This window comes from Acinetobacter sp. AC1-2 (genome assembly GCF_016124155.1).
GTDB classification, from domain to species: Bacteria; Pseudomonadota; Gammaproteobacteria; order Pseudomonadales; family Moraxellaceae; genus Acinetobacter; species Acinetobacter calcoaceticus.
In genome coordinates, this window is sequence record NZ_JABFFO010000001.1 from 1,749,436 (window position 1) to 1,762,237 (window position 12,802).

Here is a 12,802-nt window from a genome sequence, read left to right on the forward strand (position 1 = left end):
TCTCCTCATTATGTAATTTTTAAAACCGTCTGAATTAATTTAAATTTTCCAAAATCAGTGCGACGCCTTGTCCAACACCCACACACATAGTGCAAAGTGCATAGCGTCCACCTCGTTTTTTTAGCTCACGTGTTGCAGTAATGACTAAACGTGTACCACTCATACCTAACGGATGTCCTAACGCGATCGCACCACCGTTTGGATTAACGCGTTCATCGTTATCTTTTAGACCAAGTTCACGCATACAAGCCAAAGATTGGACTGCGAATGCTTCATTCAGCTCAATCACATCCATCTGATCTAGCGTCAAACCAGTTTGCTTTAAAAGTTTCTGCACAGCCGGAACAGGACCTATACCCATATATTTGGGTTCAACCCCTGCACTTGCAAGGCCAATCACTCGTGCTAAAGGTTTTAAACCATGTGTATCTGCAAATGTACGGTTGGTAATTAACACACACGCGGCGCCATCATTTACACCAGAGGCATTTCCGGCAGTCACCGAGCCACCTTCTTTTTTAAACGGGGCTTTTAGCTTAGCAAGTGCTTCAAGGGTCGTTTCACGCGGATGTTCATCACGGCTAACAACGGTCACGTTTTTCTTACGATCTACAATCTCGACAGGCAAGATCTCATCGTTAAAGAAACCGTTTTGTTGTGCCGCAGCCGTTTTTTGTTGGCTACGCAATGCAAACGCATCTTGGTCTTCACGACTAATCTGATATTTTCCAGCTACATTTTCGGCAGTTTCCGGCATGCTGTCGGTACCGTATTGTGCTTTGAATTGCTTATTTACAAAGCGCCAGCCAATAGTCGTGTCGTAAATTTCAGGTGTACGGCTAAACGCTTCTGTTGGTTTAGCTTGTACAAATGGCGCACGGCTCATTGACTCTACACCACCTGCCAACACGAACTGTGCTTCACCTGCTTTAATTGAACGTGCCGCAAGTCCTACCGCATCTAAGCCCGATGCACACAAACGGTTGACCGTCATAGCCGGTACTGTATCTGGTAAGCCAGCCAAGAGTGTTGCCATACGTGCAACATTACGGTTGTCTTCACCTGCTTGGTTAGCGCATCCTAAAAATACTTCGTCTACAGTATTCCACGGCAGGTTCGGGTGTTTATCTTTTAAATATTTGATGGGCAATGCAGCTAAATCATCTGCACGTACAGCACTTAGGGCACCTGCATATCGTCCAATTGGGGTACGAATAAAATCGCAAATTAAAACGTCTTCCATGTTGACTCCTGATTATGCAAATTCGGTCATATCACGTGAATATTGAGTAGCAATGTTTTGAGTTTTTGCTACATATTGCTTGAGGTAGATACTCGCGCGATATTTTTCCTCTCCATACAGTGCATATAAGTTATTTAAGGTTTGGAGCACATAAGCACCGCCCATTTGTGTCAACCACTGGTAAGGACCCTTAGGATAATTCACTCCATATTTCATGGCATTATCAATATCTTCCAGACTCGCAACACCATGTAAACTTGCTTCGCAGGCTTCATTAATGAGTAAAGCGATGGTGCGTAAGGTTAACAGTGCCGGATGGTCTTTAATCCACATCACGCTCATGCCAAATTGCGCAAAATAAGCTTCAACTTTAGCCAGATCACTTGCTTCACAAAGCTCGTTATGACTGAGTACTAAAGCCTCTGCCTGCGCAAAATCATGATGCCAATCCATTAAAACCACTTTACGGCTTAAGTAGTGAATATTGGCTGACTCACCTTGGCTTAAACGTAAATCGATATCATCAATTTGAAGCATATTGTCATCGTTCACAGATCCGCTTTTTAAACCTAAACGCGTTAGAAAAGCAGGTAGCTGAGACCAAGCACCTTTTAACTGAATATGTGCATCAATTGGCTTGGTAGCCACAGCTTTAGGCTGAAATGTCTCGTACTGATTTTTTTCGTTATAAGTATAAAAGCCCTGTTTTGACTTACGGCCCCAAGCTCCTGCATCGACCAATTCTTTTTGAATCAAGCTTGGACGGTAGCGTGGCTCGTAAAAAAACTCCTGATAAACGCTTTGCGTCACCGAAAAGTTAACGTCTTGACCAATGAGGTCTGTGAGTTCACACGGCCCCATCGCGAAACCGCCACATTGCTTTAAGGCATAGTCTAGTTGGTCGTAGCTGGTGACTTGTTCTTGCAGAGCTCTAAAACCTTCTGCATAAAACGGACGTGCAATTCTGTTGACAATAAAACCAGGAGTCGACTTGGTAAGTACCGGAATTTTTTTCCAGCCCAACATCAAGTTTTTTAAAGCCAAACATAAGCTGTTTGGTGTTTTTAAGCCTTGCACAATTTCAACCAGTTTCATGACTGGCGCAGGGTTAAAAAAGTGTAAACCCACCACGCGCTCAGGGTGAGCAATGCCAGCCGAAATTGCAGTCACTGAAATTGAAGATGTATTGCTTGCAAAAATGGTTTGCGCACTACAAATCTCAGCGAGTTGTTTAAATAAAGACTGTTTAACTTCTTTTTTTTCAACGACCGCTTCAATAACCAAGTCAGCATCACGCAGTGCTTCAACCTGATTGACTACAGTTAAACGCGCTAAGGCTTCTTCAGCTTGCTGTTGAGTAAGCTTGTTCTTTTCGACCAGCTTTTTAAAAGTTTGCCCCAAGCCCTCAACGGCTTGTTGCGCTTTTTGAGCATCTAGGTCATATAAAATGGTCGAGTGCCCATTGACGATGGCTAACTGGGCAATACCGATGCCCATGGTGCCAGAACCAATGACGGCAATTCGGGCACGAGATAAGTCTAAATCTGTCATGCTTAGCGCCCTTTAAAATTTGGTTCACGTTTATTCATAAAGGCTTGCACACCTTCACGATAATCTTCTGAACGACCAGCAATCCGTTGTAAATCACGCTCTAACAGCACTTGCTCATCAAAGGTGTTGTTGCTTGATTGATGAATGGCTTTTTTAATAAGAGATAGACCAAAAGTAGGCTGTTTCGCTAAACGTTCCGCGAGTTCAGTCACCTTTGCTTTAAGCTCGGCATCTTCAACCACATCCCAAATCATGCCCCATTCTTTTGCGGTTTCTGCTGGGAGCTTGTCACCTAACAAAGTTAAGCCCATCGCACGCGCATGGCCTACGGCACGTGGTAAAAACCATGTACCCGCAGAGTCAGGAACTAAACCTAAGCGACAAAATGCTTGTACAAAGTTTGCCGATTTAGCTGCAATCACCAAATCACACGCCAACGCAATATTTGCCCCTGCGCCTGCTGCCACACCATTTACGGCGCAAATGACAGGCTTTGGCATGTTTACAATCGTTTTAATGAGCGGGTTATAGTAAGTTTCAATGGAATATCCTAAATCTGGAGCTTCAGCGTTTGGGTCTACTACACGATCACCTAAATCTTGCCCTGCACAAAAGCCACGGCCTTCGCCGCTAATCACCACACAGCGAACATCCGGATTTTTAGTCCACTGGTTTAAAACCTCGGCCACTTCACGGTGCATATCAACGTTAAAGCTATTCAGTGCTTTTGGGCGGTTAAATGTCAGGTAGCCAACACCATTTTTTTCTTCAGCAATAATATTTTGATAGTCCATCACTCACCTCTAAACACTGGCTTTCTTTTCTCAAAGAAAGCATTAATCCCTTCGTTTCGATCTTTTGTAGCTGCCAGCCAGACAAAGTTTTGACGTTCAAACTTGAGTCCCTGACTTAAAGTCGTTTCATGAATATTTTTAATTGATTGTTTAATCACGCGAATCGCTAAAGGCGCTTGCTTCGCAATTTTGGCTGCAAGTTGAATAGCATATTCAACGGTTAATTCAGTCGGTACAACCTGACTGCAAATACCATGTTGCTCTGCCTGTTTTGCCGAAATCATCTCACCTGTCATGGCCCAGCGCATTGTGAGTTGTTGCCCAACCAAGCGCGCTAAACGCTGTGTTCCACCTGCACCCGGCAACATACCAAGGCCAATTTCAGGTAAAGCAAAACGGGCATTTTCACCGCAAATCACCATATCCGAATGCAAAACCAACTCAAACCCAGCGCCTAAGGCATAGCCATTCACTGCACTAATGAGCGGCTTACTAAAAGCATCAATTTTTTGCCAAAGCTTCGGACGAATATCGAGTTGCAAAGACACAGCGTCCATAGCAGCCAACTCGCTAAGATCTGCCCCAGCCGCAAAACATTGAGCGTTACCCGTTAAAACCACAGCTTTAACTTGAGCGTTATGTTCAGCTTCTTCGAGTAATTCGCATAAACACTGCAATGTTGCATTGTTTAAAGCATTTCTTTTTTCTGGACGGTTTAGGGCTAATAACAAAACACCGTCAGTTGTTGTGCTGGCTTTGATCAACTCTTGCATGAAAGGCCTCTATTCATCAAAACTCAAGCGAACATTTGGACCTTTTGGTAAGGTCTGGCAGCTGAGCACATAGCCCCTTTCGACTTCATCTTTTTCAAGACTATAGTTAAGGAACATATCCACTTCACCTGAAACAACTTTACAACGACAGGTCGCACACACCCCACCTTTACAGGCATACGGTAAGTCAGCTCCTGCACGTAAAGCCGCATCAAGAATACTTTCATCGTCTTGAGCCACAGAAACGATCAGCTCACGACCATCTAAAATGATGTTTACTTTTTCTTCTTTACGGTTTGCATCAGCTTCAGCACTACGTTTACGGGCTTGCCCTGTATGGAAACGTTCAGTGTGAATTTTCTCTGCTGCAATCCCATAATTTGGTAACGTGCTTTCTACAGTATTCATCATTTCGTCTGGACCACAGGCAAAAACATGGTCAAAACTCGTTTCAAGCACATCAAAATCAAAAAGCTGTTTTAGCTTTTCTGCATCAATACGACCATTCATTAGTTCACTGTCGTTGAACTCACGAGAAAAAATATTGATGAGTTGAAAACGCTCTTTGAACTGATCTTTCAAATCCATAATTTGCTCGGCAAACATGGTTTGTTTCCACGAACGATTGCCATAGAGCAACGTAAATTTAGCTTCAGGCTGTTCAAACAGAACCTGCTTAACAATCGATAAAATTGGGGTAATACCACTGCCCGCAGCAACGCCTAAATAGTTTTGCCCACCAGCCTTTGCTGCTTTTTGAAAAAACACGCCTTGTGGTGGCATCACTTCAAGCACATCGCCCACTTGTAAATGGTCATTTGCCCAATGTGAAAATTGCCCCTGATCAATTTTTTTAACAGCAATACTGATGTCTTCTTTTGCAGCATAGCTACAAATTGAATAACAACGGCGGATTTCACCAGCTTCAGTTAAATGGCGAATGGTTAAGTGTTGACCCGGTTGAAATTGAAATTGTTCTTGTTGTTCTAGTACAACATCAAATGAAATACAAATTGCCTGATCGGTTTGAGGCGTAATACTTTTTACTTTTAAGGGTACAAATTGGCTCATGGCTGATTTCCTTATCTAAAGACTTAAATACATTTGAAGTAATCAAAAGGCTCAAGACAGTCCTGACATTTATAAAGTGCTTTACAGGCGGTAGAACTAAACTCTGTTAACAGTCGGGTATGTCGGCTTTTACAACGTGGGCACTCGACACCATCAATCAAATGAACATGCGTACCACACTGATGTGCCAACCCTTCAGGTGGCGCAATGCCATAAACTTGCAATTTCTTTTTACCCGCCTCAGACATCCAGTCCGTGGTCCATGCTTCTGATAAATCGACCATCACTTTGACTGGGGTCAACGCTTCTGCGGTAAATGCCTCAACAATTTGTGCTTTCAACATATCTGTTGCTGGGCAACCGCTATATGTTGGCGTTAGACGAACTACAATTTCTTGTTGATCGTTAATGTCTACGCCACGAATCATGCCTAAATCCACAACAGATAAAACCGGAATTTCTGGGTCACTTACCGTTTGTAGAACATCCCAACATTGGTCGATGCAATGACGAATCATGTGCATGGCTCACCTCCTTGTCTTACCAGGTCATTCCTGGATAAGTTCTTTGAATACTTTGCATTTCAGCCAACAAATAACCTAAATGCTCGGTATGCAATCCTTGTTTCGCACCGCGGCGATAAGCACCGTTAACAACAACATTTAATTCAAAGCGCTTAAGCTCATCTGCAATGGTTTTGTCCCATTGTTCTTTTTCATTTGAAAAATCTAGAATCACACCTTGTGTGACTAATGATTGCTCGTCTGCATTAAGTTCAAATAACTCAGCGGTAAAACGCCATAAATTATTTAATCCATCTTGCACACGTTGATGCGCTTCATCTGTGCTTAAACTTAAACGTTCCATCCAGCTTGTTGAAAAACGGATGTGATACTTCACTTCTTTTAACGATTTCACAGCAAGCGCACTTAATTCAGGAAGCGAGCTTTGGGTTAAAGCAGTAAATAAATGAAGATGGTAATGATCCATCAACCACTGGCGTACAATCGTTTGTGCAAAATCACCGTTTGGTTGTTCGCATAACAATAAGTTTAGAAACTCACGTTCTGTACGGAAATACGCAAGCTGATCTTCATCACGCTGGTTTTCATCATATTGGCCTGCCAAAGTCAGAAAGTTTCTTGCCTGACCTAACAAGTCCAAACCGATATTTGCTAAAGCGATATCAACTTCAAGCTCAGGTGCATGTCCACACCATTCAGCCAAACGCTGAGATAAAACCAGTTGACTGTCGCCAATATGTAATAAGAATTTAGATAAAACTGAATGATTCATTTTCCAACCCCTTACATATGCTCAATGCCATCTGGAATATGGTAAAAAGTCGGATGACGGTAAACCTTATCTAGAGCAGGATCGAAAAATTCAGCTTTTTCATCTGGCTGTGAAGACTTAATGAGTTCAGAACGAATCACCCAAATGCTAATGCCTTCATTACGGCGTGTATAAACATCACGAGCATGTTGAAGTGCGATTTCATCATCTGGTGCTCTTAAGCTGCCTACATGACGGTGGCTTAAGCCTTGTTTACTACGGACAAATACTTCGTAGAGTGACCAGTTGTTTTTATCTTCCATTTTGATTTCCTCAAATTTTTCCATAAATCTTGTTAAGCCACTTTGTTCGCTTCAAGCTGTTGTTTTTTAGCGTAGACCACGGCTGCATCACGAACCCATTTGCCGTTTTCCCATGCTTTACGGCGCGCTTCGATACGCTCGTGATTACATGGTCCACGTCCAGCAATCACTTCATTAAATTCGTGCCAGTCGATCTCGCCAAACTCATAGTGGCCTGTTTCTTCATTAAACTTTAAATCTGGATCTGGTACTTCCAAGCCAAGCTGCAACACTTGCGGTACGGTGTTATCGACAAACTTTTGACGTAATTCATCATTACCAAAGCGTTTGACTTTCCACGCCAGACTTTGTGCGCTATTTGGAGAATGCTCATCACTTGGGCCAAACATCATGAGTGCAGGCCACCAATAGCGATTTACTGCATCTTGTGCCATCTGTTTTTGTTCTGGTGTACCGTTTGCCAAAGCCATCATCGCTTCAAAACCTTGACGTTGGTGGAAACTTTCTTCTTTACAAATACGTACCATTGCACGTGCATATGGCCCATATGAAGTACGGCAAAGCGCAACTTGATTCACAATGGCTGCCCCATCGACAAGCCAGCCAATTGCAGCGACATCTGCCCAAGTCAAAGTTGGATAGTTAAAGATTGATGAGTATTTCATTTTCCCATCAATTAATTTTTCCATCATGTCATCACGGTCAGCGCCTAAAGTTTCTGCTGCGCTGTACAAATACAAACCATGACCCGCTTCATCTTGCACCTTCGCCAACAAAACCGCTTTACGTTTTAAAGTTGGCGCACGAGTAATCCAGTTCCCTTCAGGCAACATACCTACAATTTCAGAATGGCCATGTTGCCCGATTTGACGAATCAATGTTTTGCGATAGGCATCGGGCATTTCATCCTTAGCCTCGATCGTAATGTCATTGGCAATATTTTGTTCAAATTTCTGGTAATTATTTTCCATTCTTTCATTCCCTGTAGGCATCACCCTTAAATCTATTTTTCGATACACTAAAAACAAAGTCAACCTATTTTTTAGTATCAAATTAAATTCACCCACCAAAACCAAATTAAACAATTGAAATAAATAAATATTAATCAAATGTAAAAAACTTTTTTACTTTTAAAAATCAAAATAAAGTTGACTTTTAGACAAATTAATCTGAAATTATGAATCATATTTTTGCAATTTTTATAATTGATGTATCACATAAAAAGGAGTTTGGTCATGCTTGAACAAGCACACCTAGAAGGAACCACAACTGACACAGATTTTCAGCAGTCTGAGCATCAACTACCTCACCTTGCTTCTTATGTCTATGGAACATGGCATTCGACCAGTGAAGAACTGCGTCCTGTTTTCCATGCCATTACAGGTGAAGCTATTTATGCCGTAAGTAGTCATGGCATTGATATGAAACGTGTTGTTCAATATGCCAAACAAAACGGTTCAGAACTGGCAAACTGGACGTTTCACCAACGTGCAAATGCTTTAAAACAAATTGCTCAATATTTACTTGAGCGCAAGGAAGAGTTCTACAAACTTGCGTATGCAACAGGTGCAACTCGTAAAGATGCATGGATTGATATTGAAGGCGGTATCCAGACCTTATTTGCATATTCAAGTTTGGTTCGTCGTGAACTTAATGATGAAAAAATTATTACTGAAGACAGCTGGATTCAATTATCTAAAAATGGAACTTTTGGTGCCAAACACATTTTAAGTCCTAAAACGGGTGTTGCAGTTCATATCAATGCTTTTAACTTCCCAATCTGGGGAATGCTTGAAAAGATTGCACCAACTCTACTTGCTGGCGTGCCATGTGTTGTTAAACCTGCAACCGATGGTTCTCAATTAACTCAAGCTGTTGTAAAAGCCATTGAAGAAGCACATGTACTACCAAAAGGCTCGTTACAACTAATTTGCGGTCAAACTTATGACCTGTTAGAGCATTTAGGTCCACAAGACTGTGTCACATTTACAGGTTCTGCCTACACTGGCCAAAAACTACGTAACCACCCTCACCTCAATAAATATTCAATTCCATTTAGCATGGAAGCCGACTCGGTAAACAGTGCAATTTTAAGCCCTGAAGCAAATGAAGAAACTGTCGATTTATTTGTGCGTGAAGTTTTCCGTGAGATGACCACAAAAGCAGGCCAAAAATGTACTGCAATTCGTCGTGCTTTCGTTCCTGAGAATTTGTTAACTATAGTGCAAGAAAAGCTAACCGCCAAACTTGCTAAGGTTGTGGTGGGCGACCCTCAAAAAGAAGAAACTACAATGGGCGCTTTAGCGAGCATTAAACAAAAACATGACGTTACAGAAAAAGTTGCTGAACTCAGCAAAGATGCAAAAATTGTTTTTGGTGACAGCACTAGCTTTACATTTAATGCAGATCATCCTGAAAAAGGTGCTTTTTTCGCTCCAACTTTATTGTTATGCGAACAACCTTTGCAAGCGGCACATATTCATACGACAGAAGCTTTCGGTCCAGTATGTACACTCATGCCATATCAAAACATTGAGGAACTTGCCGATCTCGTTTCACGTGGTGAAGGTAGCTTAGTGGCTTCAGTCGTTAAAAATAACGATGAGAATATCGAACAGATTATTCAAAAAATTGCGCCTTGGCATGGACGTGTGCATGTACTCGATGCAGATTCAGCTAAAGAAAGTACAGGACATGGTTCTCCACTTCCGCATTTAGTACACGGCGGACCTGGTCGTGCAGGTGGCGGTGAAGAATTAGGTGGTATTCGTGCCGTTAAACACTATATGCAGCGCACTGCAATTCAGGGTTCTCCAAATAGCTTGACACAAATTACCCACTCGTGGACTGCTGGCTCTAAGGTCAACGAAGACCGTGTACATCCATTTAAAAAGTCGTTTGATGAGTTAGTCATTGGTGAACGTTTATTAACAGCGCGTCGCACCGTAAGTGAAGCAGATATTGTCAATTTTGCTGGTTTAAGCGGTGACTATTTCTATGCGCATACCGACAAAATTGCAGCTGCCGAGTCTTTCTTTGGTGAACGCGTTGCACACGGCTACTTTATTGTTTCTGCCGCAGCAGGTTTGTTTGTAGATGCAGCGCAAGGTCCAGTTATTGCCAATTACGGTATGGACAACTTACGCTTTGTTGAACCAGTTAAAATTGGTGACTCGATTCAGGTTGAATTGACCTGTAAGCAGAAAACACCTAAGCCACAAAGAGATCCATCTCAGCCTGCTCATGGGGTTGTGGTGTGGGATATTAAAGTCAAAAACCAGCGTGGTGAACTTGTCGCAACTTACGACATTTTAACTTTAGTTGCTCGTGATTTATAAATAGAACTCAAACTGATGGATAGCCAATATCCATCAGTTTTTTTATTTTACATAGGCATTAAACTTACACTACAAGAAATGTCGTCACCCTTTTAATGTACCGAAAATAGCGACTTTAGAGTTATGTTGGATGAAAACGTTTAGCCAGTTTCTTTTGCAGAATAATAACGAGAATTGGGAATCCTGCTGCGGAAATTGCACATATCATCAGTAACTTTTTTACATTTGGTGGTGCCATACCATGATCAGGTAATAGAAAAGCAGACAGAAAGAATGCGATGGTTGTAACCAGATACATGATTGATGTCTGTAATGAAGAGAATCCAGCTCGTTGCCTATCATCAGGAAACTGAATCGAAACCACCGAAGATGACACCAAACGACTGTAAGATGCGCCTAGAAATAAAGTAATAAATAACGTTGCATACTGATAGCCTAGAATTGGTATCAGCAAACTCAATATAAAGACGATGGTAGAACCTGTAGCCAGTATCAGAGCAGAAAAACGGGAGGTTAACGCCCCTGTGATTTTTGTAGACAGATAACCTATAACGCCCCCGCTGAAGAAGAGCCAAGGCAGTAGATCTTGCGAAGCGCCCAACTGTTGTATCATTAATGGCGCCAGAATAGGAATAACCAGCATAGGACTAAACTGTACAAGCGCATTACTGGAAGCGAACAGTAAAGTGTCCATATCAAGAGGCAGCTTAGAGGACGTATCTAAAGAAACTGGGTCTTGGGGGATGATGAATACAATCAATGGCAGTGCCAACACGCACAAGGCACTTATTAGCCACAAAGCCACATACCAGCCATAATGGGTGCACAAAAATAATATCGTGGGCATTCCTACAATGCTTACTATCGAAAATGACGCAATCACCGTCGCCAACATTTTTCCGCGCAAGTAAGGCGGTATGTTGTTTATCAATATACTTATACCCACACCCATTGTCGTACCGCCAACTAACCCTGCGCAGAATCGTAGCGCGAGCAGAAGATTAAAACTGGATGTGAATGTAGTTAAAAGTGTCAGTAGACCTAATAGCGCCATATTAGCGATTAAAAATTTTTTCTTATTGAAATGACCAATCCAGTAAAAGGCAATAACTCCCGAAAGAACGGCACCAAGTGTGTACATACCCGACACATAACCTGAGAACGATACAGGCACTGCGAAATCTGTTGCCATAAAAACAAAAACAGGATTGAACACCATATATTCCAGTGCATTCGAGAACTGAACGAAAGCAATTACAATGGCTATCCGTATGAGGGCTTTATGATTAAACGTCTGTGTGGCTAGGGACATCGCAGTAACCTATAGATAAAAGATGTCCGAGTTTAACTGCTATCAATGGTGTTTATTATATGGTAGAAATGGCACTTATTATTATCAAATATGGGATAATCGATGCGTCCGACTCTGGATTTTAATACCCTGAAAGTGTTCATTGCGGTGGTTGAAAGAGAAAGTTTTGTTGGGGCATCGAAAATCCTTGAAATGCCGACATCAAATGTTAGTCGCTGTATTTCTCAGTTAGAAGAAAAACTGGATCTTCAGCTCATTGAGCGTAGCACCCGACATATGAAACTCACTCAGGCGGGGCAGCTACTCTATACTAGAGCAAAGCCATTACTGGAGGCGCTTGAGCAAACTGAGACAGAGTTAACGTTGCGGCAAATGCAACTCAAGGGTCCATTACGTATCTGTATTCCCAATGAAATAGGTCCTGCATTGCTGGGTTCTGTTATTGCCAATTTCGCCTTTCAGTACCCAGACCTAGAGATCAGCTGTATCACAAATTTGTCAGGTTTTGAATCTCTGCGAGATGATCTGGATTTAGCTATCATTATTACCCGCGGTCAGATGGATAACAGTGACTACATCGCCCGTCATTTGGTGACTATCCCTTGCACCATTGTTGCAGCCCCCTCCGTCATTCAGCGTTATGGCACCCCTACTCATATCCAGCAATTTGAAGAATTGCCCTGTATTACAACGGTAAGTGCACTCAAAGGTGCTCCCTGGCAATTTGTGAATAAAAAGGGGGAATTCGAGACCATCAAGGTTAAAGGGCATTATCGAGTAAACAGCGGAGAAATGGCAGGACAAGCTGCGATATCAGGTGTCGGTTTTGCAATTCTATCCAAACAAGCCTGCCAGCCATACATTAGCGATGGACGGTTAATCGAGGTTGAGTTTGAACAATCGGCAGCTCCATTGCAATTGTTCGCACTTTATTCAAATCGCCGTTACTTACCCGCTAAAACAAGAGCGCTTATTGATTTCATACAGCAGAAATTGAGTGATAGTTTGAGCTGATAAGGCCACTTTCTTTTTGCTATTTATTTCCTCGCTCATTTTAGGAATCTTTTTTGTCAATTAGTCTCAATTTGTTAAGATAGCAACCGTGAAAAATTAAGTTAAGTT

At 42.1% G+C, this 12,802-nt stretch carries 12 protein-coding genes; 2 read left to right on the plus strand and 10 right to left on the minus strand.

What is annotated here, in order from left to right; genetic code table 11:
• Positions 1–34: 34 nt before the first annotated feature.
• The 9 genes from pcaF to paaA are packed head-to-tail and all read right to left on the minus strand — an operon-like array spanning position 35 to position 8,001.
• On the minus strand, positions 35–1,243 hold the full coding sequence (pcaF, locus tag HL290_RS08150; RefSeq protein ID WP_016138678.1) for a 3-oxoadipyl-CoA thiolase: 1,209 nt from the start codon (positions 1,241–1,243) through the stop codon (positions 35–37).
• 12 nt (positions 1,244–1,255) lie between these two features.
• Complete coding sequence (locus HL290_RS08155) at positions 1,256–2,794, minus strand: 3-hydroxyacyl-CoA dehydrogenase (protein WP_198496149.1); 1,539 nt, start codon at positions 2,792–2,794, stop codon at positions 1,256–1,258.
• A 2-nt stretch (positions 2,795–2,796) separates the two neighbouring features.
• Positions 2,797–3,588 carry a 2-(1,2-epoxy-1,2-dihydrophenyl)acetyl-CoA isomerase PaaG gene (gene paaG, locus HL290_RS08160; protein ID WP_016138680.1) on the minus strand — a complete coding sequence of 264 codons (792 nt, stop codon included), beginning with the start codon at positions 3,586–3,588 and terminating at the stop codon, positions 2,797–2,799.
• Positions 3,588–4,361 (minus strand): enoyl-CoA hydratase-related protein, encoded by a 774-nt coding sequence (locus HL290_RS08165; protein WP_198496150.1) that lies wholly within the window; start codon positions 4,359–4,361, stop codon positions 3,588–3,590. The genes paaG and HL290_RS08165 overlap by 1 nt, the downstream gene beginning before the upstream one ends.
• 9 nt (positions 4,362–4,370) lie before the next feature.
• Positions 4,371–5,432 (minus strand): 1,2-phenylacetyl-CoA epoxidase subunit PaaE, encoded by a 1,062-nt coding sequence (gene paaE, locus HL290_RS08170; RefSeq protein ID WP_198496151.1) that lies wholly within the window; start codon positions 5,430–5,432, stop codon positions 4,371–4,373.
• 23 nt (positions 5,433–5,455) lie between these two features.
• Positions 5,456–5,956, minus strand: coding sequence for a 1,2-phenylacetyl-CoA epoxidase subunit PaaD (gene paaD, locus HL290_RS08175; protein WP_005041603.1), 501 nt, complete (start codon positions 5,954–5,956; stop codon positions 5,456–5,458).
• Positions 5,957–5,972: 16 nt separating this feature from the next.
• Positions 5,973–6,728 (minus strand): 1,2-phenylacetyl-CoA epoxidase subunit PaaC, encoded by a 756-nt coding sequence (gene paaC, locus HL290_RS08180; RefSeq protein ID WP_198496152.1) that lies wholly within the window; start codon positions 6,726–6,728, stop codon positions 5,973–5,975.
• A gap of 11 nt (positions 6,729–6,739) precedes the next feature.
• Positions 6,740–7,030 (minus strand): 1,2-phenylacetyl-CoA epoxidase subunit PaaB, encoded by a 291-nt coding sequence (paaB, locus tag HL290_RS08185; RefSeq protein WP_004642197.1) that lies wholly within the window; start codon positions 7,028–7,030, stop codon positions 6,740–6,742.
• A gap of 32 nt (positions 7,031–7,062) precedes the next feature.
• Positions 7,063–8,001 (minus strand): 1,2-phenylacetyl-CoA epoxidase subunit PaaA, encoded by a 939-nt coding sequence (paaA, locus tag HL290_RS08190; RefSeq protein ID WP_005041608.1) that lies wholly within the window; start codon positions 7,999–8,001, stop codon positions 7,063–7,065.
• 264 nt (positions 8,002–8,265) lie between these two features.
• Between paaA and paaZ the strand changes: the two genes are divergently transcribed.
• Positions 8,266–10,368: a phenylacetic acid degradation bifunctional protein PaaZ gene (paaZ, locus tag HL290_RS08195; protein WP_198496153.1), complete on the plus strand. Its 2,103-nt coding sequence runs from the start codon at positions 8,266–8,268 to the stop codon at positions 10,366–10,368.
• A gap of 121 nt (positions 10,369–10,489) precedes the next feature.
• Here paaZ and HL290_RS08200 read toward each other — a convergent pair whose 3' ends face one another.
• Positions 10,490–11,680 (minus strand): MFS transporter, encoded by a 1,191-nt coding sequence (locus HL290_RS08200; protein ID WP_198496154.1) that lies wholly within the window; start codon positions 11,678–11,680, stop codon positions 10,490–10,492.
• A 102-nt stretch (positions 11,681–11,782) separates the two neighbouring features.
• On the opposite strand from HL290_RS08200, the gene HL290_RS08205 reads away from it, so the two are divergent.
• Positions 11,783–12,694: a LysR family transcriptional regulator gene (locus HL290_RS08205; protein ID WP_198496155.1), complete on the plus strand. Its 912-nt coding sequence runs from the start codon at positions 11,783–11,785 to the stop codon at positions 12,692–12,694.
• Positions 12,695–12,802 lie beyond the last annotated feature (108 nt).